Source organism: Rhodococcoides trifolii, assembly GCF_014635345.1.
Lineage (GTDB): Bacteria > Actinomycetota > Actinomycetes > Mycobacteriales > Mycobacteriaceae > Rhodococcoides > Rhodococcoides trifolii.
In genome coordinates, this window is record NZ_BMCU01000002.1 from 858,701 (window position 1) to 885,699 (window position 26,999).

Annotated in this window: 30 protein-coding genes; 22 read left to right on the forward strand and 8 right to left on the reverse strand. The window is 65.5% G+C overall.

Going from position 1 to position 26,999, the window contains the following annotated elements; genetic code table 11:
- The first annotated feature begins 20 nt into the window (after positions 1-20).
- From thyX to IEW02_RS11255, 3 genes are read left to right on the forward strand one after another with little or no spacing between them, the layout of a single operon-like run.
- A complete protein-coding gene (gene thyX, locus IEW02_RS11245; protein ID WP_371829933.1) occupies positions 21-770 on the forward strand; it encodes an FAD-dependent thymidylate synthase in 750 nt (249 codons plus the stop codon).
- Between the two features lie 21 nt (positions 771-791).
- The gene (dapA, locus tag IEW02_RS11250; RefSeq protein ID WP_188544854.1) at positions 792-1,715 is read left to right on the forward strand and encodes a 4-hydroxy-tetrahydrodipicolinate synthase; all 924 of its coding nucleotides are present in this window, start codon (positions 792-794) and stop codon (positions 1,713-1,715) included.
- Entirely contained in the window at positions 1,712-3,526 is a 1,815-nt protein-coding gene (locus tag IEW02_RS11255; RefSeq protein ID WP_188544855.1) for a ribonuclease J, read from the forward strand. Before dapA ends, IEW02_RS11255 begins: the two co-directional genes overlap by 4 nt.
- On the opposite strand, the gene IEW02_RS11260 is transcribed toward IEW02_RS11255, so the two are convergent.
- Positions 3,523-4,293, reverse strand: coding sequence for a sulfite exporter TauE/SafE family protein (locus IEW02_RS11260; protein WP_188544856.1), 771 nt, complete (start codon positions 4,291-4,293; stop codon positions 3,523-3,525). The genes IEW02_RS11255 and IEW02_RS11260 overlap by 4 nt on opposite strands.
- 57 nt (positions 4,294-4,350) lie before the next feature.
- Between IEW02_RS11260 and IEW02_RS11265 the strand changes: the two genes are divergently transcribed.
- From IEW02_RS11265 to IEW02_RS11275, 3 genes are all read left to right on the forward strand, one after another.
- On the forward strand, positions 4,351-4,977 hold the full coding sequence (locus IEW02_RS11265) for a TIGR03085 family metal-binding protein (protein WP_188544857.1): 627 nt from the start codon (positions 4,351-4,353) through the stop codon (positions 4,975-4,977).
- Positions 4,978-5,033: 56 nt separating this feature from the next.
- A complete protein-coding gene (locus tag IEW02_RS11270) occupies positions 5,034-7,673 on the forward strand; it encodes an FtsK/SpoIIIE family DNA translocase (RefSeq protein WP_188544858.1) in 2,640 nt (879 codons plus the stop codon).
- Between the two features lie 240 nt (positions 7,674-7,913).
- Positions 7,914-8,900, forward strand: coding sequence for a TerC family protein (locus IEW02_RS11275; RefSeq protein WP_188544859.1), 987 nt, complete (start codon positions 7,914-7,916; stop codon positions 8,898-8,900).
- Here the strand turns inward: IEW02_RS11275 and IEW02_RS11280 are convergent.
- Both IEW02_RS11280 and IEW02_RS11285 read right to left on the reverse strand, forming a co-directional pair.
- Positions 8,893-9,174, reverse strand: coding sequence for a YciI family protein (locus tag IEW02_RS11280; RefSeq protein WP_188544860.1), 282 nt, complete (start codon positions 9,172-9,174; stop codon positions 8,893-8,895). The two genes, IEW02_RS11275 and IEW02_RS11280, sit on opposite strands and share 8 nt — an antisense overlap.
- Before the next feature lie 26 nt (positions 9,175-9,200).
- Positions 9,201-9,695, reverse strand: coding sequence for an amino-acid N-acetyltransferase (locus tag IEW02_RS11285; RefSeq protein WP_188544861.1), 495 nt, complete (start codon positions 9,693-9,695; stop codon positions 9,201-9,203).
- Positions 9,696-9,809: 114 nt separating this feature from the next.
- On the opposite strand from IEW02_RS11285, the gene pgsA reads away from it, so the two are divergent.
- The 10 genes from pgsA (at position 9,810) to IEW02_RS11335 (ending at position 16,552) form a co-directional block, all read left to right on the forward strand.
- Positions 9,810-10,400, forward strand: coding sequence for a CDP-diacylglycerol--glycerol-3-phosphate 3-phosphatidyltransferase (pgsA, locus tag IEW02_RS11290; RefSeq protein WP_188544862.1), 591 nt, complete (start codon positions 9,810-9,812; stop codon positions 10,398-10,400).
- Entirely contained in the window at positions 10,397-10,897 is a 501-nt protein-coding gene (locus tag IEW02_RS11295) for a CinA family protein (RefSeq protein WP_371829934.1), read from the forward strand. The genes pgsA and IEW02_RS11295 overlap by 4 nt, the downstream gene beginning before the upstream one ends.
- A gap of 79 nt (positions 10,898-10,976) precedes the next feature.
- Positions 10,977-11,315, forward strand: coding sequence for a helix-turn-helix domain-containing protein (locus IEW02_RS11300; protein WP_188544864.1), 339 nt, complete (start codon positions 10,977-10,979; stop codon positions 11,313-11,315).
- A 94-nt stretch (positions 11,316-11,409) separates the two neighbouring features.
- A complete protein-coding gene (locus tag IEW02_RS11305) occupies positions 11,410-12,231 on the forward strand; it encodes a PspA/IM30 family protein (RefSeq protein WP_188544865.1) in 822 nt (273 codons plus the stop codon).
- A 13-nt stretch (positions 12,232-12,244) separates the two neighbouring features.
- Complete coding sequence (gene pspM / locus IEW02_RS11310; protein WP_188544866.1) at positions 12,245-12,988, forward strand: phage shock envelope stress response protein PspM; 744 nt, start codon at positions 12,245-12,247, stop codon at positions 12,986-12,988.
- Positions 12,989-13,132: 144 nt separating this feature from the next.
- Entirely contained in the window at positions 13,133-13,303 is a 171-nt protein-coding gene (locus IEW02_RS11315) for a hypothetical protein (protein WP_188544867.1), read from the forward strand.
- Between the two features lie 17 nt (positions 13,304-13,320).
- Positions 13,321-14,469, forward strand: a complete 1,149-nt coding sequence (locus IEW02_RS11320) for a glycosyltransferase (protein ID WP_188544868.1) — start codon at positions 13,321-13,323, stop codon at positions 14,467-14,469.
- 14 nt (positions 14,470-14,483) lie between these two features.
- Positions 14,484-14,678, forward strand: a complete 195-nt coding sequence (locus IEW02_RS11325) for a DUF3046 domain-containing protein (protein ID WP_188544869.1) — start codon at positions 14,484-14,486, stop codon at positions 14,676-14,678.
- Between the two features lie 234 nt (positions 14,679-14,912).
- A complete protein-coding gene (gene recA / locus IEW02_RS11330) occupies positions 14,913-15,959 on the forward strand; it encodes a recombinase RecA (protein WP_188544870.1) in 1,047 nt (348 codons plus the stop codon).
- Positions 15,960-15,964: 5 nt separating this feature from the next.
- On the forward strand, positions 15,965-16,552 hold the full coding sequence (locus IEW02_RS11335; RefSeq protein WP_188544871.1) for a regulatory protein RecX: 588 nt from the start codon (positions 15,965-15,967) through the stop codon (positions 16,550-16,552).
- A gap of 5 nt (positions 16,553-16,557) precedes the next feature.
- Here the strand turns inward: IEW02_RS11335 and IEW02_RS11340 are convergent, their stop codons facing one another.
- From IEW02_RS11340 to gluA, 4 genes are all read right to left on the reverse strand, one after another.
- Positions 16,558-17,454 carry an amino acid ABC transporter permease gene (locus IEW02_RS11340; RefSeq protein ID WP_188544872.1) on the reverse strand — a complete coding sequence of 299 codons (897 nt, stop codon included), beginning with the start codon at positions 17,452-17,454 and terminating at the stop codon, positions 16,558-16,560.
- Positions 17,451-18,131, reverse strand: a complete 681-nt coding sequence (locus IEW02_RS11345) for an amino acid ABC transporter permease (protein WP_188544873.1) — start codon at positions 18,129-18,131, stop codon at positions 17,451-17,453. Before IEW02_RS11345 ends, IEW02_RS11340 begins: the two co-directional genes overlap by 4 nt.
- An 89-nt stretch (positions 18,132-18,220) precedes the next feature.
- On the reverse strand, positions 18,221-19,048 hold the full coding sequence (locus tag IEW02_RS11350) for a glutamate ABC transporter substrate-binding protein (RefSeq protein WP_188544874.1): 828 nt from the start codon (positions 19,046-19,048) through the stop codon (positions 18,221-18,223).
- A gap of 38 nt (positions 19,049-19,086) precedes the next feature.
- Positions 19,087-19,815, reverse strand: coding sequence for a glutamate ABC transporter ATP-binding protein GluA (gluA, locus tag IEW02_RS11355; RefSeq protein WP_188545302.1), 729 nt, complete (start codon positions 19,813-19,815; stop codon positions 19,087-19,089).
- Between the two features lie 188 nt (positions 19,816-20,003).
- Between gluA and miaB the strand changes: the two genes are divergently transcribed.
- Complete coding sequence (gene miaB / locus IEW02_RS11360; protein WP_188544875.1) at positions 20,004-21,515, forward strand: tRNA (N6-isopentenyl adenosine(37)-C2)-methylthiotransferase MiaB; 1,512 nt, start codon at positions 20,004-20,006, stop codon at positions 21,513-21,515.
- A 50-nt stretch (positions 21,516-21,565) separates the two neighbouring features.
- Entirely contained in the window at positions 21,566-22,096 is a 531-nt protein-coding gene (locus tag IEW02_RS11365) for an Rv2732c family membrane protein (protein WP_188545303.1), read from the forward strand.
- On the opposite strand, the gene IEW02_RS11370 is transcribed toward IEW02_RS11365, so the two are convergent.
- Positions 22,089-23,483, reverse strand: a complete 1,395-nt coding sequence (locus IEW02_RS11370; protein ID WP_188544876.1) for a DUF349 domain-containing protein — start codon at positions 23,481-23,483, stop codon at positions 22,089-22,091. The genes IEW02_RS11365 and IEW02_RS11370 overlap by 8 nt on opposite strands.
- Before the next feature lie 123 nt (positions 23,484-23,606).
- On the opposite strand from IEW02_RS11370, the gene IEW02_RS11375 reads away from it, so the two are divergent.
- Genes IEW02_RS11375 through dapF form a run of 4 tightly spaced genes read left to right on the forward strand, consistent with a single transcriptional unit; the run spans position 23,607 to position 26,956 of the window.
- Entirely contained in the window at positions 23,607-24,320 is a 714-nt protein-coding gene (locus IEW02_RS11375; protein ID WP_188544877.1) for a class III extradiol ring-cleavage dioxygenase family protein, read from the forward strand.
- Between the two features lie 26 nt (positions 24,321-24,346).
- The gene (gene miaA / locus IEW02_RS11380) at positions 24,347-25,270 is read left to right on the forward strand and encodes a tRNA (adenosine(37)-N6)-dimethylallyltransferase MiaA (protein ID WP_188544878.1); all 924 of its coding nucleotides are present in this window, start codon (positions 24,347-24,349) and stop codon (positions 25,268-25,270) included.
- Entirely contained in the window at positions 25,258-26,076 is an 819-nt protein-coding gene (locus tag IEW02_RS11385) for a TrmH family RNA methyltransferase (protein ID WP_188544879.1), read from the forward strand. The genes miaA and IEW02_RS11385 overlap by 13 nt, the downstream gene beginning before the upstream one ends.
- A gap of 10 nt (positions 26,077-26,086) precedes the next feature.
- A complete protein-coding gene (dapF, locus tag IEW02_RS11390; protein ID WP_188544880.1) occupies positions 26,087-26,956 on the forward strand; it encodes a diaminopimelate epimerase in 870 nt (289 codons plus the stop codon).
- The last annotated feature ends 43 nt before the right edge of the window (positions 26,957-26,999 follow it).

Here is a 26,999-nt window from a genome sequence, read left to right on the forward strand (position 1 = left end):
TCATGGATAGAGTCACCGACATGAATACCGCTCGCCTGTCGGTTCGGATGGTGGCAACCACCCACTTCGAACAACCGGACGACATCCCCTGGAGTACGGACGCCGACGGCGGGCAAGCGTTGGTCGAATTCGCCGGTCGGGCCTGCTATCAAAGCTGGTCCAAGCCCAACCCGCGGACCGCGACGAACGGCGGCTATCTCGGTCACCTACTGGCCGTGGGCAACCTGTCGGTGCTCGAACACGCGAACGTCAGCTTCTACATCACCGGCATCTCGCGGTCGTGCAGCCACGAGTTGATCCGGCACCGGCACTTCTCCTTCTCTCAACTCTCGCAGCGGTCGGTGCCCGAGCGCGACGCGAACATCGTGCTCCCTCCGGCCATCGAAGCGAACCCGACGCTTGCCGAATTGTTCGCGAAGGCAACGGATACGAGTCGAGAGGCGTACTCCGAGTTGCTCGACGCACTCGAATCTGCGTTGGGCGCCGACTCGCCCGCCGTGGTGAGTGGGAAGCAAGCTCGGCAGGCGGCGCGCGGAGTACTCCCGAATGCGACCGAAACCCGAGTAGTGGTGACCGGTAACTACCGCGCTTGGCGGCACTTCGTGGCCATGCGCGCCACCGAACACGCCGACGTCGAAATTCGTCGACTCGCCATCGAATGTCTGCGCCAGTTGGCCTCGACGGCCCCACACGTCTTCGGCGATTTCGAGATCGAGACCCTTCCCGACGGAACCGAAGTAGCGCAGAGTCCCATTACTACCGAGGTGTAGTTCACGGGTAACCTTCCGACCATGACCACTGGTGAGCCTGCCACGCCTGCGATCGCCGATCGGGGCGCCCGACCCTTCGGTTCCGTGTCCGTCGCGATGGTGACGCCCTTCACGAAGGACGGCAAGCTCGACATAGACGGTGCGGTGAGCCTCGCGTCTCACCTGGTGGACCACGGCTGCGACGGTTTGGTCGTCTCCGGCACCACGGGGGAATCTCCCACGACCACGGAGCCGGAGAAGTCGGATCTCCTTCGTGCAGTGGTCGCGGCAGTCGGAGACCGCGCGCGCATCGTGGCCGGCGCCGGAAGCTTCGACACCGCCCACAGTGTCGAGTTGGCGCGCGACGCGGCGCGCGACGGAGCGCACGGACTCCTGGTGGTCACTCCGTACTACTCACGTCCGCCGCAGGCCGGTCTGTACGCCCATTTCACGGCGGTCGCCGACGCCACCGATCTGCCCGTCATGCTCTACGACATTCCGCCTCGTTCCATCGTGCCCATCGAGAGCGACACTCTGCGCAGGCTTGCCGAGCACCCCCGGATTCTGGCGGTGAAGGACGCGAAGGGCGACCTCGCGGCCGGCGCGGCTCTGATCGAATCGACCGGTCTGCAGTTCCTTTCCGGCGACGACCCGCTCAACCTCCCGTGGTTGTCCGTCGGCGCCGTCGGCTTCGTGAGCGTCATCGGGCACCTCGTTCCCGGTCGCCTGCGTGAGCTTCTCACCGCGTACGAATCGGGTGACACGGCGCGCGCCCGCGCCATCAACGTCAGCCTTCTCCCTCTCGTCGACTCGGTCGTGCGCCTCGGCGGCGTCACCGCGTCCAAGGCCGGACTTCGCCTTCTCGGAATCGACGTCGGCGAGCCGCGGCTCCCCCAAGTTCCTCCGTCAACCGATCAGCTCGACGCTCTCGCAGCCGATCTCCACTCAGCAGGAGTACTCGTATGACCCGTCCCTCACGGACGCGCGGACGCGCGACTCGCAGCGCAGGTCCCCCTGCCGCCAGGCCCGCGCGCACACCACAGAACTCGGCCAACATTCAGCGGCCGGACCAGCGAACGCCGGTCGACAAGACTATCCGCCTGGGCAGCCCGCCCAAGGCGCCGCGCAAGGGGCTGCGTGTCGTCGCTCTCGGCGGTATCGGCGAGATCGGTCGCAACATGACCGTCTTCGAGCACCAGGGCAAGCTGCTCATCGTCGACTGTGGCGTGTTGTTCCCCGAAGACGCCCAGCCGGGCGTCGACCTCATCCTGCCGGACTTCCGCCACATCGAGAACCGGATGGCCGACGTCGAGGCGCTCGTCCTGACGCACGGTCACGAGGACCACATCGGCGCGGTGCCGTTCCTGCTGCGTCTGCGTCCGGACATCAAGATCATCGGGTCCAAGTTCACGCTCGCTCTGGTCGCAGCGAAGTGCCGAGAGCACCGGCAGCGGCCCAATCTGGTCGAGGTGCGCGAGGGCGAGAGCACCCAGCACGGCCCGTTCGAGTGCGAATACTTCGCCGTGAACCACTCCATTCCCGACGCGTTGGCCGTGGCCATCCGCACCGACGCCGGCGTCGTCCTGCACACCGGCGACATCAAACTCGATCAGCTTCCGTTGGACGGTCGCCTGACCGACCTCGGCGGGTTCTCCCGTCTGGGTGACGAGGGAGTCGACCTGTTTCTGGTCGACTCGACCAACGCCGAGGTGCCCGGGTTCGTCATGCCGGAGCGCGAGATCGGCTCCGTACTCGACGGTGTGATCGGCAAGGCGAAGAACCGCGTCATCGTGGCGTCGTTCGCCTCGCACGTTCACCGCATTCAGCAGGTCATCGACGTTGCGCACCGGTACAACCGCAAGGTGTCGTTCGTCGGCCGATCGATGGTCCGCAACATGGCGATCGCGCAGGAACTCGGATACCTCACGGTGCCCGAGGGAGTCGAGGTCGACATGGACGCCGCCACCAAGCTGGCCGACGACCGACTCGTGCTCATCTCCACGGGGTCGCAGGGTGAGCCGCTGTCGGCGCTCTCGCGGATGGCCCGCGGTGAGCATCGTCAGATCAACATCCGCGCGAACGACCTGGTCGTGCTCGCATCGTCGTTGATCCCCGGCAACGAGAACTCGGTGTTCGCCGTGGTCAACGGTCTCGCGAAACGCGGCGCGAAGGTCATCACGCAGCAGAGCGCCAAGGTGCACGTGTCCGGACACGCGTCGGCGGGCGAACTGCTCTACCTCTACAACGCGGTCCGACCCACCAACGCGATGCCGGTCCACGGCGAGTGGCGTCACCTCCGCGCCAACGCGGCGTTGGCCGCGGCGACGGGTGTCCCCGAAGAGCGGATTGTTCTCGCCGAGGACGGCGTCGTCGTGGACATGGTCGACGGGTTGGCCGAGATCGTCGGGCAGGTCCCCGTCGGACACGTCTACGTCGACGGTCTGTCCGTCGGTGACGTCGGCGATTCGACGCTGTCCGATCGTCTCGTTCTCGGTGAGGGCGGCTTCATCGCCATCACCATTGCCATCGACGCGACCACCGGGCGATCGGTCAGTACGCCCGAGGTCAACGGCCGCGGGTTCTCCGACGATCCCGCAGCGCTCAAGGAAGCGGCTCAGTTGGTCGAGGCCGAGTTGGTTCGACTTGCGGGCGAGGGTGTCACGGACAGTCACCGTATTGCGCAGGCCGTTCGTCGCCTCGTCGGCCGGTGGGTGGCGGACAAGTACCGTCGCCGCCCGATGATCGTCCCGACGGTGCTCGAAGTGAGTCAGGCCTAAGCAGCAAGCAGTCGCCAGAGGCCCACAAGGCCTAGAACCACGATGGCGATGCGCAGAGCGGTGGGAGACAGTCGGCGTCCGTATCGGGCGCCGACTGTTCCGCCTATCAGAGAGCCGACGGCGATCAATCCCGCTGCAGCCCAACTGATTCGGTCGAAAGCAACGATGGTGTAGGCGATTGCGGCCACGATGTTGACGATGAGCGAGAGCAAATTCTTCGCCGCGTTCATGCGCTGCATGGTTTCGGGGAGCAGTGCCCCCATCACGCCGATCAGCAGAATGCCCTGTGCCGCAGTGAAATAGCCGCCGTACACGCCGACGGCGTAGGTGCCGACCGTGAGCAGTGTCGAGCGAACCGGGCCCATCGCGTTCGTGGATTCGGACCGGCCACGTGCCCAGTCCTGAATCTTGGAACCGACGAGAACCAGGATCAACGCCAGTACGAGGAGTACGGGCACGATCGAGGTGAAGGTGTCCTCGGGCAGATGCAATAGGAGCCATGCGCCGGTCAGCGCACCCAGAAAGGACGCCGGCATCTGCCAGCGGAGCCTGCGCCACTGCCCCTTCAGCTCCCGCCGATATCCCCAGGTGCCGGACACACCGCCGGCGACGAGTCCCACCGCGTTGCTCATCGTCGCAACGACCGGCGGGTAGCCGAAGGCGACCAGCGTGGGGAACGTGATCAGGGTGCCGGATCCGACGATCGCGTTGATCGCACCGGCACCGAAGCCGGCCAGCAGGATGACGACGATCTCGAATGCGGACACCGGTGCGACGCTACGACACGGCGAACGCCACCCAGTCGGCGCAGGTACCGTCTGCCTATGAGTTTTGCGAGCAGGGAACGTCAGGACTTGGCAACGACGATGGTCGAGATGGGGCCCGATGCGCCCACCTTGTGCGGAGACTGGACGGTGCGAGACCTGGCTGCACACCTGGTCATTCGTGAACGCCGCTTCGACGCCATGGCAGGCATCTTCCTGCCGCCGCTCGCCGGGTACACCGAGAAGGTTCAGAAGTCGGTTGCGCGCACACCGTGGCCCGACCTGGTCGCGGATCTCCGATCCGGGCCGCCGATCTGGTCGCCGTACAAGTTGCTCGACTCGCAGGTGAACGTGCACGAGATGTTCGTGCACCACGAAGACGTCCGCCGCGCCGGACCGGGAGAGTGGACGGCGCGCACCCTGTCCACCGACACCCAGACCGCCCTGTGGCGGTTCGTCCGCCTCATGGGTCGCCTGAGTTACCGCACATCGCCCGTCGGGGTGACCGTCGTGGCGCCCGGTGGTCGCCGCGAGGTGCTGCGCGGAGGGCGACGAGGCGACGTCGTTCTGCGAGGCGAGCCGTCGGAGTTGCTGCTCCACGCCTTGGGGCGCGACGCCGTCGACCTCGAGTTCGAGGGTGACCAGGCGGACATCGACGCGCTGAACGCGGTGGACAGGGCTGTTTGAGTGTTGCTGGTGTTGCGGATGGTCCTGAAGGTGATGATGCGACTAACCTGACAACCATGGCAGGGAAGACGACAACACCGCGCGCACCGAAGACGTCGTCCAAGACGTCTCGAACGGTCACCACACCTCGGAAGCCGACCGTTCCGCGTGCGTCGTCCGCGTCGTCGACCAGGTCGACCAATGCCGCTACTACCCGCTCCCGCGCGGCCGGCCGGTCGGCGCCGCGCAAGAAGACCGTCTCGCCCGGCAAGCGCGCTCTGTCCTCCGTCGGTCGCGGCATCGGTGCTACCTGGTCGCTGACCGCTCGCGGTGTCGGGGCCACCACCCGCACCGTCGGCAAGGCCGCCGACATCGAGCACGGACACCGGCGCGACGGACTCGCGCTCGGTCTCATTGCGGTCAGCGTCGTCATCGCGGCCGGCCTGTGGTTCTCCGCCGCCGGACCCGTCGGGCACTGGATCGAGATCGCGGTGCGTGCCGTGGTGGGATCGGCCGCGGTACTTCTCCCCGTCCTCGGCACCGCACTCGCCGTGGTGCTCATGCGATCCGAGCCGACGCCGGAGGCTCGCCCTCGACTCGTACTCGGATCCCTCCTCGTTGCGCTTCCCGTTCTCGGACTGTGGCATCTGGCCTCCGGTTCGCCGTCCGACGCGGTGGGCCGGGCGGCCGGAGCGGGATTCGTCGGCTTCGCAGCGGGTGGGCCCTTGGCCGATGGCGTGACGGTCTGGATCGCCGTCCCGCTGCTGTTGATCGCCATCCTGTTCGGGGTACTCCTGTTGACGGGCACCACCATTCGCGACATACCGACCACGCTTCGCGCGCTGTTCGGCACCGACAGTCGAGGTGACGAGTACGGCGACTGGGATCCGTTGGACGGTGACCCCGGGTTCGACGACGGAAGGTTCGATTCCGGCAGTTACGACTACGGCAGCGACTCCTACGACCCGTCTCTGTTCGACGCCTCGGGCTATCCGGTCGACGAGTCGGCGTACGCGACCGAGGAATACGTCCCGGTGAAGAAATCGCGGGCCCGCAAGGCCAAGGCGGAGCCCGTGCCGGACGAGGTGCCCGAACAGACCACGGAGGTCATCGCGCCGCCGCCCGCCGCCGCGAGGCCGAAGCCCGTCGTGAAGGCGGCCGAGCCGAAGAAGGCCGACACCGACGACAAACTGGTGGTCGACCGGGTCATCGAGGGCGACTACACACTGCCGTCGCTGTCGCTTCTCATCGACGGCGACCCTCCCAAGACGCGCAGCCAGGCCAACGATGTGATGATCGAGGCCATCTCGGAAGTACTGGAGCAGTTCAAGATCGATGCCGCCGTCACGGGCTTCACCCGAGGTCCCACGGTCACCCGATACGAGGTCGAACTCGGTCCCGGCGTGAAGGTCGAGAAGATCACCGCGCTCGCTCGCAACATCGCGTACGCGGTCGCCACGGACAACGTTCGACTCCTCGCCCCGATCCCCGGCAAGTCCGCGGTCGGTATCGAGGTACCCAACTCGGACCGTGAAATGGTCCGTCTGGCCGACGTCCTGACCGCGCCCTCGACGCGAAAAGATCACCACCCGTTGGTGATCGGACTCGGAAAGGACATCGAAGGCAACTTCGTCAGCGCCAACCTGGCCAAGATGCCGCACCTTCTCGTGGCGGGTTCCACCGGTTCCGGTAAGTCGAGCTTCGTGAACTCGATGCTCGTGTCGTTGCTCGCTCGGGCGACCCCGGACGAGGTCCGCATGATCCTCATCGACCCGAAGATGGTGGAACTGACGCCCTACGAGGGCATTCCGCACCTGATCACGCCGATCATCACGCAGCCGAAGAAGGCAGCGGCCGCCCTGGCCTGGCTGGTCGAGGAGATGGAACAGCGCTACCAGGACATGCAGGTGAACAAGGTTCGCCACATCGACGACTTCAACAAGAAGGTGCGCTCGGGCGAAATCAGCGCGCCCCTCGGCAGCGAACGCGTCTACCGTCCGTACCCCTACATTCTGGCGATCGTCGACGAGCTCGCCGACCTGATGATGACCGCCCCTCGCGACGTCGAAGAGGCGATCGTGCGCATCACCCAGAAAGCGCGTGCGGCAGGAATTCACCTCGTGCTGGCCACCCAGCGTCCGTCCGTCGACGTGGTGACGGGTCTGATCAAGACCAACGTGCCGTCACGACTGGCATTCGCCACGTCGTCGTTGACCGACTCCCGAGTCATTCTCGATCAGCCCGGTGCGGAGAAGCTGATCGGCATGGGCGACGCGCTGTTCCTGCCGATGGGAGCGGGCAAGCCCACCCGGTTGCAGGGTGCGTTCATCACCGACGAGGAGATCACCGCGATCGTCGACTTCGCCAAGAACCAGGCCGAGCCCGAGTACCAGGAGGGCGTCACCGCCCAGAAGGCCGGCGAGAAGAAAGACGTCGACGCCGACATCGGTGACGATCTCGACGTCCTACTCCAGGCTGTCGAACTGGTCGTGACGTCACAATTCGGCTCGACCTCGATGCTGCAGCGCAAGCTCCGTGTCGGCTTCGCCAAGGCGGGTCGCCTCATGGACCTCATGGAGACGCGGGGGGTCGTGGGTCCGAGCGAGGGGTCGAAAGCACGCGACGTGCTGGTCAAACCCGACGAACTCGACGGTTTGCTGTGGTCGCTCAAGGGTGGCGATCCTGCCGGCGGTGACGACGGACTCAACGGCGAGTGACGTCCGTCTCCCCGCACCGAGTTTTACCTGTGCTTTAACCAAGAAACGTGCGTACTCCGCATCGGGTGGCCGATGTGCTGTGGCACCATTGCGTTCAGGAGGGGAGTATCCCCACATCGCGAAGGACCCGTCAGCACGATCGAGCCCAGTCTCGGTCCGGGCCATCGGCAGAGGCGTCGACACGCTGCCCCTGCGGGAGAGACCTCCGGAGCCCCTTGGACTACCGGAGGTAGCTAGCCCGTGAACGTCTCCACGACCGTCTGGATCGTCACCTGTGTGGTGATTCTGGGTCTCTTCGTCTTCGATTTCTTCGCGCACGTCAAGACCCCGCACGAGCCGACCTTCAAGGAATCGGCAATCTGGTCGGCCGTCTACATCACGATCGCCATCATTTTCGGCGGCATCGTCTTCTGGCAGTACGGATCGGCATTCGGCGGTGAGTACTTCGCCGGGTACGTCACGGAGAAGGCGTTGAGCGTCGACAACCTGTTCGTCTTCCTCATCATCATGACGACCTTCGCGGTGCCCCGTCAGTACCAGCAGAAGGTGCTCTTGATCGGCATCGTGATGGCGCTGGTCATGCGGGCCGGCTTCATTGCGCTCGGCGCCGCTGCCATCAACAACTTCAGCTGGGTCTTCTACCTGTTCGGCGCGTTCCTCATCTACACGGCCTACAAACTCGTCAAGGACGCAGGCCACGAGGAAGAAAACGAAGTCGAGCAGGAAACGAAGATCATGAGGTGGGCCAAGAAGGTTCTGCCCACCACCGAGGAGTACCACGGCGACCGCCTCACGGTAAAGATCGACGGAAAGCGCGTGGTCACGCCGATGTTGCTGGCGCTCGTCGTCATCGGGTTCACGGACATCCTCTTCGCCCTCGACTCGATCCCGGCCATCTACGGCCTCACCACCGAGCCGTACATCGTCTTCACGGCCAACGCCTTCGCGCTCATGGGTCTTCGCCAGTTGTACTTCCTGATCGGTGGCCTGCTCGACCGCCTGGTGTACCTCTCCTACGGCCTCTCGCTGGTTCTGGCGTTCATCGGTGTGAAGCTCGTCTTGCATGCGCTGCACGAGAACGAACTGCCGTTCATCAACGGCGGCGAACACCTGGCGGTGCCGGAGATCAGCACGGGCGTCTCGCTGAGCGTCATCATGGGCATCCTGATCGTCACCACGGTCGCGAGCCTGCTGAAGACTCGTGGCGCCGACAGGAAGGTCAGCTGAGTGAGCCCATCACGGGCTTCCACTCGGTGACGCTCGAGGCCTCGATGAGGTGTTCGCGGGCGAAGGGGTCGTTCTCGAAAAGGGTACGAACCGATGTCGTGTCCTCGCCGGTGACGACGATCAGTGCTCCGCTGTCGTCGGTGAACGGTCCCGACACCACGAGCACTCCGTCGTCCAGCAAGCCGCGCAACCACTCACGGTGCTCGGCACGGTACCGATCACGACCCTCGGTAGTGGACGACGAGTAGGTGTACGAGACGACGAAATGGGCCACGGTGTTCTCCTTTGTGGTGTTGTCGATCAAAGCGTCAAGAGCATCCGAGTATTGCCGAGGGTGTTCGGCTTGACGTAGCTGAGGTCGAGGAACTCGGCCACACCCGTGTCGTACGAGCGGCACATCTCCGCGTAGACCTCGGCGGTGACGGGCGTACCGTCGATCTCCACGAATCCGTGCCGGCTGAAGAAGTCGACCTCGAAGGTCAAGACGAACACCCTCGTCAGCTCGAGCTCGCGGGCCACCTCGATCAGCTTCGAGGTGACGAGATGACCGACGCCGTGACCCTTCACGCTGGGGTCGACGGCCACCGTACGTACTTCACCGAGATCCGCCCACAGCACGTGCAGCGCTCCGCATCCGACGACTTCGTCGCCGAGCTGCGCCACCCAGAATTCCTGTACCGCCTCGTACAGGGTGACCAGATTCTTCTCGAGCAGGATGCGGCCGGCGTAGATGTCGATGAGGCGTTTGATGTCCTCGACGTCGGAGGTGCGGGCGCGACGGACGACGACAGTCATGGGGTGAACAGTAGTGGTCGAGCGCAGAAGATATTGTGACCGTGTGCCGTGCCCCGAGTTCACCCGCCGCGAGCGGTGGGCTGTTCGGTGAGCGAGCGGCACGGCGGTGATTCCGTGAAACCCACAGCGGATGCGGTGATCTCGACTCCTCCTCTGCTCAACATCGCGAACGTGCTCACCGTGCTGCGCATCGCCCTCGTACCGGTCTTCCTCGCTGCGTTGTTCGCCGAGGGCGGTCACGACACGTTCTGGCGCTGCATGGCGTTCACGGTGTTTGCGGTCGCGGCGGTGACGGATCGCATCGACGGCCAACTCGCACGTAAGCACGGCCTGGTGACCGAGTTCGGAAAGCTGGCCGACCCCATTGCCGACAAGGCGCTCATCGGTGCGGCAATGGTCGGATTGTCGATGCTCGGCGATCTGCCGTGGTGGATCACCGTCGTCATCGCGGTCCGCGAACTGGGAATCACCGCACTGCGGTTCGCGGTGTTGCGTCACGGCGTGATCCCGGCCGGTCGCGGTGGCAAGCTCAAGACATTGGTCCAGAGCGTTGCGATCGGGCTCTACGTACTCCCGCTTCCGGACCTTGTCATGCCGGCGGCGATGGTCGTCATGGGTGCGGCCGTGGTCCTCACGGTGGTGACCGGCATCGACTACCTCGTCCAAGCGGTCCGCCCCCGAGTTGCGGCGGTCACCGAGCCGTGATGGATCCACTGGCAGACCTCGGCCCGGTACGTGAGTTGGTCGGCGCACTCGCGTCCCGAGGACAGACAGTCGCCACCGCGGAGTCCTTGACGGCAGGACTGCTCTCCGCGACTCTCGGCGGCGTGCCCGGTGTGAGTGCGGTGTTGCGCGGCGGTCTCGTCGTCTACGCGACCGATCTGAAGGCGTCGCTGGCGGGTGTGTCCGACGACGTCCTCGGGCGCGACGGTCCCGTCGCCGAGTCGACGGCCGGCGAGCTGGCCGTCGGTGCGGCTGCCAGGTGCGCAGCGACCTGGGGTGTCGGATTGACCGGTGTCGCGGGCCCCGATACGCAGGACGGGCACCGCGCCGGAACGGTGTTCCTCGGTTTTCACGGCCCGGACGGCACGGATGTCGTGAAGTTGCAGCTCACGGGGGACCGCTGGTTCGTCCGGTCCCACGCGGTCCGCGAAGCCGTGTCGCACTTGCTCGACCGCGTCACGCGAACCGACACGGGATAGGCTTGCACGACACGCTCGGGAACCATCCGGCACCCGGCAGACGTTGGCATTGAGACGGACACGATGAAGGAGGGGCCGCATGGCGCTGCTCTTGCGTGAGGCACTCGGTGACAGTCTTCGACGCACTCGGGTATCTCAAAGCCGAACACTGCGCGAGGTCTCCAACACGGCACGAGTGAGCCTCGGATATCTCTCCGAGGTCGAGCGCGGCCGCAAGGAGGCGTCGAGCGAACTGCTCAATGCCATTTGTGACGCGCTGGCGGTTCCGCTGGCCGCCGTCCTCTACGACGTCAGCGAAACGATGTCCGACGCACCGGTTCGCGCCGACTCGGTCGAGGTCGACAAGGCCGCGCACATTTCCGACGAGACCAGGGTCGTCATTCCGGCACCCGCACCGAGGGCCCTCGCGGCTGCGTAGTCTTGCAGCACGCCACGGCGTCGGTCGTGGAATCATGCCAGGAAAGCCGTAGTCGCGATCGTCGCGGCAGAATTCATGGAGGCGGGACCAAGCAATGGCCAATCCTTTCGTCAAGGGCTGGAAGTACCTCATGGCCCTCTTCAACTCGAAAATCGACGAGAAGGCCGACCCTCAGGTTCAGATCCAGCAGGCCATCGAAGACGCTCAGCGTCAGCATCAGGCGCTGTCCCAGCAGGCTGCGTCCGTCATCGGTAACCAGCGCCAGCTCGAGATGAAGCTCAGTCGTCAGCTCGACGAGGTCGAAAAGCTCAACGCGAATGCGCGGCAAGCCGTCACACTCGCCGATCAGGCGGGCGCCGCCGGCGACGTCGAGAAGGCAACGCAGTACACCAACGCGGCGGAGGCATTCGCTGCCCAGCTCGTGACTGCGGAGCAGAACGTCGAAGACCTCAAGGTGCTCCACGATCAGGCGCTGCAGGCAGCCACTCAAGCGAAGAAGGCCGTCGAGCAGAACGCGATGTCGCTGCAGGCCAAGGTCGCCGAGCGCACCAAGCTGCTGAGCCAGCTCGAGCAGGCCAAGATGCAGGAGCAGGTCAGCGCGTCGTTGCGGTCGATGGACTCCACGCTGTCCGCGCCGGGTAACACTCCCAGCCTCGACGCCGTGCGCGACAAGATCGAGAAGCGCTACGCGAACGCTCTGGGTTCGGCCGAGCTCGCTCAGAACTCGGTGCAGGGCCGGATGATGGAAGTTCAGCAGGCGAGTGTCCAGATGGCCGGGCATTCTCGGCTCGAGCAGATTCGGGCCTCGATGGCCGGCGACTCGCTGACGTCGGGAACACCGTCGACGCAGAAGAACTTGTCCGCGCCCGCGCAGCCGGCGACGGAACCGCCGAGCCAGACCGGTTCTGCCGGCTAGAACCTGACTCACGATGGCGCGCTCGGACTTCGGTGACTCGGTGGCCGGCGCGGCTCGCCCTGTCATCGACTTCGTTCGATCGCGGGCAGATCCGCGCAAGAAGGAGATCCGACGCCGTCGGCGGACCCGACGCAAGGCCTCCTTCTTCGGCGCGGCGTCCGGCTCCACAGCGGTCGGCACGGCAGCAGTGGCAGTGGCATCCGCACCCGAATGGCTCGTGGTCACCGGTGGCGGCGCGGCTGCGGTGTTCGCCGTCCCCGCAGTGCTCGCGGTGAGCCGATACCGACGTATGCGCGGCGTGCCGCTTCCGCCTGCCAAGCCTCGCAAGCGAGCGCTGCCGCCGTGGGGATCGGCCGCCCGAGCACCGATGATGCGGCTCACGGGCGCGGAGCAGAGTCTGCACCACCTCCTCGCCATGGTGGCCAGATCGGGTGCCATCGCCACGGGCGATCTGGACGACACCGCACGAATCGCGTCGGGGGCAGCGGAATCGCTCGATCAGGTTGCCGTCGACATCGTCGAGATGGAACGAGCCGCGCAAGGTAGCCCAAGAGCCGCCGAGCACCTCGCCACCAGCATCGACGCTGCGGTCGAGGAGCTCGACCAGGGCGTCGACCAATTCGACGAACTGGTGGCCGCCGCAGCGCAACTCACCTCACCCGGAGTGTCCGGCCCCGATACCAGGCGCGATGCGCTGCTCTTCGCGTCGGACCGGCTTCGCGGGTTCGCATACGCACTGGACGAACTGCGGCCCTGAGCCGTCGGTCGGGGTCATGCAGGGGTTGGCCCTGATCTTTCCCTGATCTTGTTGCTCGGGAGGCGATTTCGGGTTCATCGCGTGCCACGATCGACTCATGAAGCGATCGGACGATCCGATCGCCACAGCGAAGGAGTCGGTGTCATGTTCTGGAAGATAGTTCTCGGAATCGTTCTCGTGTGGATCGTGCTGACCGTTGTCGGCGCGCTCGTGAAGTTCCTGTTCCCGCTGATAGCGCTGTCGGTTCTGGTGTTCGGCCTCTACCTGCTCTTCAAGGCGATGGGGAAGAAGGACCGCGCCGATATGCCGCTCTGACGGTCTAGGGTGGGCGCGTGCGAGTGGCGGTGGTGGCAGGTCCCGACCCGGGCCACGCGTTTCCGGCGATCGCTCTGTCTCGGCAGTTCCTACGCAGCGGCGACGAGCCGATTCTGTTCACCGGTGACCGTTGGCTGACCGCGGCCCGGTCGGCCGGCGTGAACAGTCGCGAACTTCGGGGATTGGCGCCGCGCAGCACCGATGACGACGACGATGCCGGGCAACGTATCCATGCCCGTGCTGCACACATGTCGACCTTGCTGCTCGACGATCTGCGTTCGGCCGATGTCGATCTCGTCGTGTCGGACGTGCTGACGGCCTGCGGTGGGATAGCGGCCGAGCGACTGGGTCTGCCGTGGCTCGAACTGCTTCCGCACCCTCTCTATTCTGCGTCGAAGTCGTTGCCGCCCTTGGGCAGTGGGCTTGCTCCAGGCTCCGGTGTCCGCGGACGTGCGCGCGATTCGATCATGCGTACGCTCACTGCTCGTTCCATTCGCCAAGGACGGCGACAGCGCGGCGAAGCCCGCTCGACCGTCGGTTTGCCCAGCGTCGATCCCGGTCCCGCCATGACGCTGGTGGCCACGATTCCGGCGCTCGAAGTGCCTCGTTCGGATTGGCCGTCGAATGCTCGCCTGGTGGGGCCCTTGCTGTGGGAGCCGACGAACACCGTGCTGACACCGCCACCCGGCGACGACCCGCTCGTGATGATCGCTCCCTCCACCGCGTTCACCGGCGCAGACGGCATGGTCGAGGCCGCCGTCGAGGGGCTGAGCGATGCCGGGGTGCGCGTGATGGTCAGCATGGTCGACGAGCCGCCCGCCGATCTCCCGCCCTGGGTGGTCGCGGGATTGGGTCGGCAGGACGTGATGCTGCGCGACGCCGAGGTGGTCGTGTGCGGCAGTGGTCATGGTCTGTTGGTGAAGGCATTGACTGCCGGCGTGCCGGTGGTCGCGATTCCGGGTGGCGGCGATCAGTGGGAACTGGCCAATCGTGCTGCACGCCAGGGGAGTGCGGTGCTGGTGCGCCCGTTCTCCCCGGAATCGGTGCGCGACGCGGTATCGACCGTGCTCACCGATCCGTCGTACACCGCGGCGGCGCGGCGAGCGGCGCGGGGAGCGGCCGCGGTGAAGGATCCGGTGGCGGTGTGCCGGAGTGTGGTGAGGTAGCTACGGTGGAGCGCGTGCGCATGACCGACTTCCACGAACGTATCGAGACCCAGTTCGGTCGAATTCGAGGCGATTCCATCCTCGTCGACCACGTGATCATCAGCCTGGGCGGACTGACTGGCGCGCAGGCCATCGAAGCCGGGGTGGACCCCAAAGAGGTCTGGCTCGCACTGTGCGCCGAGTTCGACGTTCCCAAATCTGTCTGGTGACAGTTGGGTCGAACTTCGTGCGGCGTGTCTCGCCACCGAATCGAACAGGTGTTCCCCTATAGTTGGGTCGGAACGCGGTGAGAACGGCTGGCGCAGATCCGGGCGAGCAGTTCTTGTCGGTACCCGCATCTACCGTATCGGCAGATCGTGCGGGAAGGCCGGAGGCGGCCGGATCGTACGGGAAGGCCGGAGGCCGGCCGGATCGTTGGAGAAGACCACTCGAAGGAGAACATGATGGCCGCAGCAGCATACGACCGGGACAAAGCACTCGATCTTGCTCTCGCTCAGATCGACAAGAATTTCGGCAAGGGCTCGGTGATGCGTCTCGGTGACGAGGCTCGCGTGCCCATCGCGGTGATCCCCACGGGATCCATCGCACTGGACGTCGCGCTTGGCATCGGAGGGTTGCCGCGCGGACGTGTCGTCGAGATATACGGCCCGGAATCCTCGGGTAAGACCACGGTGGCACTGCACGCCGTGGCAAACGCCCAGGCGGCCGGCGGTATCGCCGCGTTCATCGATGCCGAGCACGCGCTCGATCCCGATTACGCCCAGAAGCTCGGTGTCGACACCGATGCCCTGCTCGTCTCGCAGCCCGATACCGGTGAGCAAGCGCTGGAAATCGCGGACATGCTGATTCGCTCCGGCGCGCTCGACATCCTCGTCGTCGACTCCGTGGCCGCCCTGGTGCCCCGCGCCGAGATCGAAGGCGAGATGGGTGACAGCCATGTCGGTCTGCAGGCTCGCCTCATGAGCCAGGCACTGCGCAAGATCACCGGTGCCATCAGCGCATCCAACACCACCGTGATCTTCATCAACCAGCTGCGTGAGAAGATCGGCGTCATGTTCGGGTCTCCCGAAACCACAACCGGCGGTAAGGCGTTGAAGTTCTACGCGTCCGTCCGCCTTGACATCCGACGTATCGAGACGCTCAAGGACGGTACCGACGCAGTCGGTAACCGCACCCGCGTCAAGGTCGTCAAGAACAAGGTCTCGCCGCCGTTCAAGCAGGCCGAGTTCGACATCCTCTACGGCCGCGGCATCAGTAAGGAAGGCTCGCTCATCGACATGGGTGTCGAGCACGGCTTCGTCCGCAAGTCGGGTTCGTGGTTCACCTACGAGGGCGACCAGCTCGGCCAGGGCAAGGAGAACGCTCGCAAGTTCCTGCTCGAGAACACCGACATCCGCGACGAGATAGAGAAGAAGATCAAGGAGAAGCTCGGCATCGGTGCGGACGTTCGCGACGCCGCCGAGGTTGCGCCGGCTCCGGTCGACTTCTAGACGTAGTGCGCGAGCAACGCGCCGACCGGCCGGGCGCCCGAGATCATTCGGGCGCCCGGTCGCGTCCGGAGGGCGGCACCGAGGCTCAGGCCAAGGACGTGTGTCTCCGGTACCTCACCGACCGAGCACGCAGCCGAAAAGAGTTGGCGGACAAGCTGACCACGAAGGGTTTCGCGCCGGACATCATCGAGCGGGTACTCGATCGTCTCACCGACATCAAACTGATCGACGACGTCGAGTTCGCTCAGCAGTGGGTCAATTCTCGGCACACGTATTCCGGTCGCGGGAAGCGCGCAATCGGGATGGAACTGCGCACCAAAGGCATCAGTCAGGACATCGCCGCAGAGGCACTGGACACGATCGACGGTGACGACGAACGTGAGCGCGCCCGCGAACTGATCGTCAAGAAGATGCGCACCCTGGCACGGTCCGACAACCTGGCGACGACGGACCGGGCGGAGCGGGACAAGATCGTACGCAAGCTGGTGTCAATGTTGGCGCGCAGGGGATTTGCGCAGGGCATGGCGTTCGAGGTGGTCAAGACAGAGCTCGAGGCCCACGGCGCGGACGCCGAAGGCCTCGAGGTGGAGTAGCGGTATCAGACAACGCCCGTTCCGCCGCCTCCGGCCTTGAACGCTCCGGGGCCGAAGTCTGCCTCGGCCGGAACTACCGTGGAACCGCGTTTCGATCTACGCAGTCGCCTTTCGACACGAGTCGCCGCCGTGGTCAACAGAGAATTCAGAATGATCATGATGATCGCGACGACGATCAGAGCGGGGAGGTAGTTGCCGTAGAAGGCACCGACCTGCTGGCCCGACCGCACCACTTCGACGTATCCGATGAGGTATCCCAACGCCGAGTCCTTCAACGCGACGACCATCTGCGAGATCAGCGCCGGAAGCATCGCCGTGACCGCTTGCGGGAGCAGGATGATCCGCATGATCTGACCCTTGCGCAGACCCACGGCCATAGCCGCTTCGGTCTGTCCCTTGGGCAGGCTGTTGATGCCCGACCGCACGATTTCGGCGATGACCGAACCGTTGTACAAGGTCAGGCCCGTCACCACAGCAGCGAGTGCGAGGTAGCGAGACTTGAACACCTGGTACTCGGCGAAGAACTGGTACAGGAAGATCATCAGGATCAGGACGGGAATGGCTCGGAAGAGCTCGACGAAGAACCCACTGACCATGCGCACCGTACGGTGATCGGACAGCCGACCGATTCCGAGTACGGCGCCCAGAATCAGAGCGAACACGATCGACAGCGCCGCTGCGATCAGGGTGCCCTGGATGCCGGGGATGATGTAGGTCGTCCAGGTGTTGCCTTCCACGAAGGGCTTCCACTTGTCGGATGTGATCTGTCCCTTGTCGTTCAGCGCCGAATAGACGTAGTACAGCGCCAACAGGACGAGGAGGCCGACGACCACCGACAGGACGGTGTTTCGCACTCTGGCCTTGGGGCCGGGTGCGTCGTAGAGAACCGAAGCCTGGCTCATCGGGCCACCGCCAATCGCTTGTTGAGCCAGCCGAAGAACAAGCCGGTGGGCAGGGTGAGGATCACGAATCCGAGCGCGAAGATTCCGCCGACCACGAAGATGGCCGCCTCGTTCTCGATCATTTCCTTCATCAGCAGCGACGCCTCGGCGACACCGATCACGGCGGCGATGGTCGAGTTCTTGGTCAGCGCGATCAGCACGCTGCCGAGGGGGGCGATCACGGCGCGGAAAGCCTGAGGCAGCACGATCATCCGCAAGTTCTGGGAGAACGTCAGGCCGAGCGAACGACCTGCTTCGGCCTGACCGACGCTCACGGTGTTGATGCCGGAGCGAATGGATTCGCAGACGAAGGACGCGGTGTAGACAGTCAGGCCCAGAACGGCCAGACGAAAGTTGTTGTCCACGAGGAAGTTGGACGACTCCCTACTGGCGAGGGTGAGGCCCAGTGTCTGGTTCAGTCCGAACGCGGTGAACACCAGGATCAGAGTCAGCGGTGTGTTCCGAAAGATCGTGACGTACGTCGATCCGACCCAGCGCGCGACCGGAATCGGGGACACCCGCATGCCGGCGAGAACGGTACCGAGAATCAGCGACCCGACGGCGGACAGCACCGTCAGCTTGATCGTCATCCAGAATGCCTGGAGTAGTTGCGTGTCGTACTTGGTAATGAGATCCACCGACGAACTCCCTAGGTAGGGCGAACGTCGTCGGCGGCCCGGAAGGAGATCCGGACCGCCGACGACATTCTCAGGTCAGAACCGACAGCTCAGTAACGGTCGACGGTGGGGGGAGCGGGGAGTGCATAACCGGACGGTCCGACGGTGGACTCGAACGCGGTCTTCCATGCGCCGGAGTCGATCATTTCCTGGATGGCGTCGTTGATCTTGTTGCGGGTGTCGGTGTCGCCCTTCTTCAGGCCGATGCCGTAGTTCTCCGTCGAGAACGGTTGGCCGACGACCTTGAGCTGTCCGGGGAACTGCGCCGCGTAGCCGGCCAGGATGATGTCGTCGGTGGTCACCGCAGCGACTGCGCCGTTTCGCAGCGCCTCGACGCACGCGGAGTACGTGTCGTACTCCTGCAGCTGAACGTCCGGGTACTGATCCTTGATCTTCTGCGCCGGGGTCGATCCCGACACCGAGCACAAGACCTTGCCGCCGAGGGTGTCCGGGCCGGTGATGTCGTTGGTGTTGCTCGACACCAGAAGCGACTGTCCCGCAACGAAGTACGGACCGGCGAAGTCGACCTTCTCCTTGCGTGCATCCGTGATGGAGTAGGAGGCGACGACGTAGTCCACCTCACCGTTCTCGATCAGAGTCTCGCGCTGCGCGGACGGAGCTTCCTTGAAGGTGATCCCGGTGGCGGGAACCCCGAGCTTGTCGGCGACGTACTTGGCCACCTCGACGTCGAAGCCGGTGAACGAACCATCGGGGTTGCGCAGACCGAGACCGGGCTGATCGAACTTGATACCCACGTTGAGGGTGCCGCTTGCCGCGCTTTCGGACGCGCTCGTGGCCTCGTCACCTCCACAGGCGGTGGCGGCAAACGCGAGAGCTACGGCGGCGACGCCGAAGCGGAGCGAACGTGTGATCTTCATCGAACTCCTTCGTGAAATGGGTGAGAGGGAAGTGGAGATCAGTGACTGAGGATCTTGCCGAGGAAGTCCTTGGCGCGATCGGATTTCGGTGCGGTGAAGAAGGATTCGGGATCGGTGTCCTCGACGATCTGACCGTCGGCCATGAAGACGACCCGGTCGCCGGCCTTGCGGGCGAAGCCCATCTCGTGGGTGACGACGACCATCGTCATGCCCTCCTTGGCGAGCGAGGTCATGACGTCGAGCACCTCGTTGACCATTTCGGGGTCGAGTGCGGACGTCGGCTCGTCGAACAGCATCACCTTGGGGTTCATCGCGAGGGCGCGAGCAATGGCCACACGCTGCTGCTGCCCGCCGGAGAGCTGCGCCGGGTACTTGTCCGCCTGATTGGCGATGCCCACTCGCTCGAGAAGATCCTTGGCGGTCTTGTCCACCTCGGCCTTACCGAGCTTGCGGACCTTCGTGGGCGCGAGCTTGACGTTCTCGAGAATCGTCTTGTGCGCGAACAGGTTGAACGACTGGAACACCATGCCGACGTCGGCGCGCAAGGCGGCCAACGCTTTTCCTTCGGACGGAAGTTCCTTACCGTCGACCTCGATGGTGCCGGTATCGATCGGCTCGAGGCGGTTGATGGTGCGGCACAACGTCGACTTACCGGAGCCGGACGGTCCGAGAACGATGATGACCTGCCCGGTGGGAACTTCGAGGTCGATGTCCTTGAGGACGTGCAGATCGCCGAAGTGCTTCTGCACTCCGCGCATCGAGATCATCGGACGGTGTGCAGATACCGGTACGGCGGGCGAACTCATGGCAGTGACCCTATTCGTAGTTTGCTCGCATACAGGCATTTATTGGGGTTCTTTCCCCGTTATGTAATGAAACCTTTACTCGCACCCGGGTCTCGCCGGAAGGATCGGTGGTGGAAAGGGCCAGGTGGGGCGGGCCGTACCCTGGAGCGGTGGAAACGATCGACCGAACCCGACGAAGTTACGAAGTGCGCACGTACGGCTGTCAGATGAACGTGCACGACTCCGAGCGGCTGTCCGGACTTCTCGAGGATGCCGGATACGTACCTGCCGAGGCGGGTGCCGACCCGGACCTCGTCGTGTTCAACACGTGTGCGGTTCGGGAGAACGCGGACAACAAGCTGTACGGAAACCTCGGCATGCTGCGCCCCGCCAAGGAGGCAAACCCGAACATGCAGATCGCGGTCGGTGGATGCCTGGCGCAGAAGGACCGCGACGTGGTGGTGAAGAGAGCCCCCTGGGTCGATGTGGTGTTCGGTACCCACAACCTGGGTTCGTTGCCGGCGCTCCTGGATCGCGCACGTCACAACGAGCGCGCCGAGGTCGAGATCCTCGAGTCGCTCGAGGCTTTCCCGTCGACATTGCCCGCCAAGCGTGATTCCGCCCATTCCGGATGGGTGTCGATCTCCGTGGGCTGCAACAACACCTGCACGTTCTGCATCGTCCCGTCGCTGCGCGGCAAGGAGGTCGACCGTCGGCCCGGCGATATCCTCGCCGAGGTGCAGGCGCTCGTCGACGAAGGCGTGCTCGAGGTGACCCTGCTCGGTCAGAACGTCAACGCATACGGGGCATCCTTCGCCGACGCCGACCTTCCTCGTGACCGCGGCGCATTCGCCGCACTGCTGAAGGCGTGCGGAACAATCGACGGTCTCGAACGCGTGAGATTCACCTCTCCGCACCCTGCCGAGTTCACCGACGACGTCATCGACGCGATGGCGACGACGCCCAATGTGTGCCCCACGCTGCACATGCCATTGCAGTCCGGTTCCGACACAGTTCTACGCGCGATGCGACGGTCCTACCGCAAGGACAAGTTCCTGTCGATCATCGACCGCGTCCGCGCGGCGATCCCCGACGCGTCGATCACCACCGACATCATCGTGGGGTTTCCGGGGGAGACCGAAGAAGATTTCCAGGACACGCTCGACGTCATGCGCCGCGCTCGTTTCACCAGTGCGTTCACGTTCCAGTACTCGAAGCGGCCCGGAACGCCCGCTGCGGACATGGCCGATCAGATCCCGAAGGCCGTGGTGCAGGAACGATACGAACGCCTGATCGCCCTGCAGGAGCAGATCACCCTCGAAGGCAACCAAGCCGTCGTGGGCAACGAGGTCGAGCTCCTCGTCTCCGCGCACGGTGGCCGGAAGAACGCTGCAACCGAGCGGATGAGCGGACGCACCCGTGACGGACGGTTGGTCCACTTCCGTCCCGGAGCGGACCCGTCGGCAATTCGGCCGGGGGACATCGTGACCACCCGCGTCACCGACGCTCGGCCGTACCACCTCGTCGCCGACGGCGAGATTCTCACGCACCGCGCCACCAAGGCCGGTGACCGACATGCCCTCGGCATCACCCCGAAAACGGCGCCCATCGGCGTCGGACTCGGACTACCCAGAATCGGCGCCCCGGCGCCGGAACCCGTATCGACAGGATGTGCACTGTGACCGAAAAATCGCAGATCGACAAGCAGGCCGCTCTCGACCGCCTCGGCACCATGGAGGACGCCGAACGCAAGGTCTCCGGCGCCATCGATCCGGGAGCGCGTGCCCTCGTGGTCGCCGTGGCCGTTCTCGTACTGCTCCTGTCGTTCGCGTTGCCGCACACCGGTTCTGCGAACGGCTGGGACGTGCTGGCCGGCGATGCGGACGCGGTCGCCGAATCGATTGCGCTGCCGTCCCGCATCTTCGTGTGGCTGACCTTGGTGTTCGCGGTGATCTTCTCGACGCTCGCCCTGGTGACTCAGAAGTGGGCACTCGCGTGGATTGCCCTCTACGGGTCCGGTGTCGCCACGGTGTTCGGGCTGTTGGCAATCTGGTCGCGCCAGACACTGCCGTCCACCTCGACCGCTGCGGGACCCGGGATCGGACTGGTTCTCGCGTGGATCGTCGTGGCGATCCTCACCTTCCACTGGCTACGCGCCGTGTGGCTGAGGTCGACGGCGCAACTCGCCGCAGCCGAGCGGCGACGTATCGCCACCGCAGAAGCGGACGCGCGCGCCGAGCGAGGACCGGCCGACTTCAGCTGATCGCGCCCTCGGCGGCCTCGGCCCACTCGCGCCACTGCTGGGCCTGCGCCTGCAGCTTCTCGGCGTCCTTCGTCTTTCCGGCCGCAACAGCTTTGGCGGCCTGATCCTCGAAGGAGGTGACGCGCTCCCGGAATTGGGCGGCCCGCGCCACGGCTTCGGGATCGGTTCTGCGCCACTCGTTGTCGGCTGCGTCTCGGACCTTCTTCTCGATCGAGCGCAGTCGACCTTCGAGGTCCTGCATCTTCTCCCTCGGGACCTTGCCGATCGCGTCCCACTTGTCCTGGAGCGCACGCAACGCTGCTCGCGCTCCCTCGATGTCCGTCGCCGGGTCGATGGAACCTGCGCTCTTCAGCAGTTCTTCCTTCGCTGCGGCGTTCTCCTCGAACTCGGCGTTCTGTTCCGACTGTGCGGCGTTGCGTGCGGCGAAGAACACGTCCTGCGCACCCTTGAAACGCTTCCACAACGCGTCGTCGGCATCGCGAGGGGCGCGTCCGGCGGCCTTCCATTCGACCAGCAGATCGCGGAACACCGCAGCGGTGCCGCCCCAATCCGTCGAACCGGACAACTCGTCCGCCTTGGCGACCAGTTCTTCCTTCTTCACCTTCGCTGCACCACGCTCGCGGTCCAGATCGGCGAAGTGTGCACCGCGACGTCGGTTGAACGCCTCGCGCGCCTTCGAGTACCGCTTCCACAGTGCGTCGTCCACCTTGCGGTCGACGCCGCGGATGGTCTTCCATTCGTCGAGAATCTCGCGAAGACGGTCCCCGGCGGTTTTCCACTGCGTCGACTCGTTGCCGATCTGTTCGGCCTCGGTTGCCAGCGCTTCCTTACGCGCAGTGTTCTCGGTGCGCTCGCGTTCCTTCTGTTCCTTGTTGGCCGCAGCAACTTCGTCGGAGCTGGTGACGATGGTCTGCAAGCGAGTCTTCAGCGACTCCAGGTCGCCGATGACGGCCGCGGTCGCCAGCGTGTCGGCCAGCGCACTTGCCGCTGCCCTCGTTTTCTTCGCGTCGCCGGCACCCGAGGTGAGTCGGGCCTCGAGCAGGGAAACTTCGGTGGCCAGGTCGTCGTAGCGGCGGCCGAAGTGCGCGAGGCCCTCGGCGGCGTCGCCGGCCTGCCACGAGCCGATCTGTCGCTCGCCGTCGGGACCGTTCACCCACGCGGTGCCGTCGTCGTCGACTCGCCCGAACTTCGACGGGTCGGTCGTCACCGGTGCGGGAGCATGCGCGGCCGGGTGAGGAACAGGTTTGTGAGACGGGATCGGGCCAGGTCTGGGCCCGGGCCGCGGTGACGGCTTCGGCGAGGAGGACGGTGCCGGTGTATCCGCCGTTCCGCTGGGTTCGGCGGCGGCGTCGGTTCCGGTCGTGCTGGGTCCTGTGTTCTCGGTCATCTGTCCTCGTCTCTGCCGCGCGTCACGGCTGCCTGAACTACGTGTGCTCGACCATTCAACCCCGTTCGGCGCCGCAACGACCAGTGAAACAGGCGATGAACTCCCACCGACTAGGTTGAAGGGGTGCTCGTTGCCGCCGCATTGGTCTCGTCCCCGCCGATCCTGGTTCCGGAACTGGCCGGATCGGCCGCGCAGGAGACGGCGGATCTGCGGCAGGCCACACTCGACGCCGGTGCCGCCCTCGGTCGCCGCGCCAGAACGTGGCTTGCCGTCGGAATCGGCGACGCCCTCGGTACCGTGCCGACGACCGCGGCGGGAACGTACGCGGGTTTCGGCGCCGATGTGGTGGTGACCCAATCCCCCGATTCTCCGTCCACCGTCGACCGACTACTCCCGTTGACCGCACTGACCGGGGCGTGGGTGCGGACCAACGCAGCATCGCAGGTTCGGCTCGAGGTCCGAACGGTTCCCGCCGCCACCGATGCGGACGACTGCCGTCGGTACGGGCTCGCCGTGCGTGCGGAACTGGACGCGTCCGATGAACCGATCGGCCTTCTGGTGATCGCCGACGGTGCCACGACGTTGACGGACAAGGCCCCGGGGTCCTTCCACGAGGATGCGCCCGCCGTTCAGGCCACCGTCGATCGTGCGCTGCGAACCGGTGACGCCCGGTCTCTGGCCGCCCTGGACGTCGAGACCTGCCGCGAGATCGGGATGAACGGCCGCGCGATCTGGCAGATCGCGGCCGCCGCGATGGAACCCGTGTCGAGTGCGACCGAGCTGTATTCCGGCGCCCCGTACGGAGTCGGATACTTCGTGGGTCTGTGGATCCCGTGAGACCGGACGCCGTGAGACCGGACGCCGTGAGGCCGGTCGCAGTCGTCGGCCCCACCGCCACCGGCAAGTCGGATCTGGCGCTGACGATCGCCGCGAAGATCGGTGGCGAGATCGTCAACATCGATGCGATGCAACAGTATCGGGGCATGGACATCGGTACGGCGAAGACTCCGGTCGGCGAGCGCCGCGGGATCCCGCACCACCGACTCGACGTTCTCGACGTGACCGCCACCGCCACCGTCGCCGGGTACCAGGATGCGGCCACCGCCGACATCGAGGACATGCGCAGTCGCGGCGTCGTCCCGGTGATCGTGGGTGGTTCGATGATGTACGTCCAGTCCCTCCTCGACGAATGGGCCTTCCCTGCAACAGATCCCGCTGTCCGAGCGAAGTGGGAAGCCGTCCTGGCGGCGCAGGGAACTGCCGGTCTGCACAAGGCTCTGACTGCCGCAGATCCGGCTGCTGCCGCCACCATCCTGCCGACCGACGGCAGGCGCATGGTGCGTGCGCTCGAGGTGGTGGAACTGACGGGCAAACCGTTCGCAGCGTCGGCTCCGGTCATCGGCGCGCCGCGCTGGGACACGATGATTCTCGGAATCGACCGCGAGACAGAGCAACTCGACCAGCGGATCGCGCAGCGCACTTCGCAGATGTTCGACACCGGGCTCGTCGACGAGGTCGTCGGACTCGTCGATCGCGGTCTTCGGGACGGTGTCACGGCTGCTCGCGCGATCGGGTACGCACAAGTTCTGTCCATGCTCGACGGCGAACTGACCGAGGAGCAGGCGCGAGAGCTCACCTTCACCGGCACCCGACGCTATGTTCGGCGTCAGCGCTCGTGGTTCCGTCGCGATCCGCGCATCACGTGGCTCGACGGTGCCGACCCCCATCTCGAGGACCGGGCCTTGCAGATCGTCGGAAAGGGCGTCTCGAAGACATGGATCAGATGATCACCACCCGCAACGCACGCTTCCAACAGTGGCAGTCCTACCTGACCAATCGCGCAAAACGCACGCGCGCAGGACTGTTCGTTCTTCAGGGGGTGCGGCCGCTCAACCTTGCGCTCGAACGGAATTGGCCGATCGACACTCTCGTCTACCGACTGCAGGACGCGCCGCTGTCGTCGTGGGCAGCGGACGTCCTGGGCGCGGCCACGGTCCCGGCGGTGGGCATGTCGGCCGAGCTGATCGGTGAACTGGGGGACAAGCCGGACCAACCTCCGGAGCTTCTCGCGATCGCGTCGACGGCGTGGGCGAACCTGGAAGCGTGGAATCCGCCGGGCGCGGACCCCGTCATCGTGGTGTTCGACCGCCCGACGTCACCGGGAAACCTCGGCACTCTGATCCGTTCTGCCGACGCGTTCGGCGCCGGCGGGGTGGTGATCACCGGGCACGGCGCAGATCCGTTCGATCCGCAGTGCGTCCGCGCCTCCACCGGATCGATCTTTGCCGTGCCGGTGGCGCAGGCCACCGGACCGTCGGACATCGCAGATTTCGTTACCCGTCAGGCCGGCCTCGGCGTCCCGATGTCGGTGGTGGGCACCGACGAAACCGGAACGGTCCCTCTGTACGGCCACGATTTCACCGGCGGAACGGTTCTCGTGGTCGGCAACGAGACGCGGGGGATGAGTGCGGCGTGGCGCGAGGCATGCGACACCGTGGTGTCCATCCCGATCGGGGGGTCGGCGAGTTCGCTCGGGGCGCCGTCGGCCGGCGCGGTGAGTCTGTACGAGATCGCACGCCAGCGACGCGGTTAAGCTGGCCACCATGGATTTCGCGAAAGGTCACGGCACCGAGAACGACTTCGTGCTCCTTCGCGACCTCGACGTGGCGATCGACCTGCAGCCGTCGCGCGTCGACGCGCTGTGCGACCGTCGCCGGGGTATTGGAGCCGACGGGGTGCTGCGGGTCGCCAGGTCCGGCGCCCTGCTCGAGCGCGGAGTCCTGAGCGAACTTCCCTCGGGGCTCGATCACGACGACTGGTTCATGGACTACCGCAACGCGGACGGGTCGATAGCGGAGATGTGCGGCAACGGCGTGCGGGTGTTCGCCCACTACCTGCGCTCGTCGGGCCTGGAATCGCGTTCGGACTTCGTGGTCGGCAGTCGTGCCGGGGCCAGGCCCGTGACGGTGCACTCCGCGGACAACACCGATGCCGACGTCACCGTGCACATGGGAGAGGTTCGTGACCTGGGGCGGTCCAGCGCCATGGTGGCCGGCCGGAAGTTCGACGGTGTCGGCATCGACGTCGGAAACCCACATCTGGCCTGCGTCGACGCGGAGCTGGACAGCGGCGCCCTGCGGACCCTCGACCTGTCGTCGCAGCCCGAGTTCGACGCGGACGTGTTCCCGCACGGGGTCAACATCGAGTTCGTGACCGTCCCGCGGGACGGTGCCGTCGACATGCGCGTCTTCGAACGCGGGGTCGGTGAGACCCGCTCGTGCGGCACCGGAACCGTCGCTGCCGCAGCGGCCGCACTTCGATTCGATGGCGCCGAGAACGGTGTCGTGAAAGTCCGTGTCCTCGGCGGCGAGGTCGAAGTGCGCATCGCCGACGGGGTCGGAGAGCTGCGCGGGCCGTCCAAGCTCGTGGCCTCGGGAACCGTCTCCGATGCCTGGTGGGCCTCTCTCCGGTAATGCCGGTGCATGCGAACGGGTTTTCGTGGATCATGGACGGTGT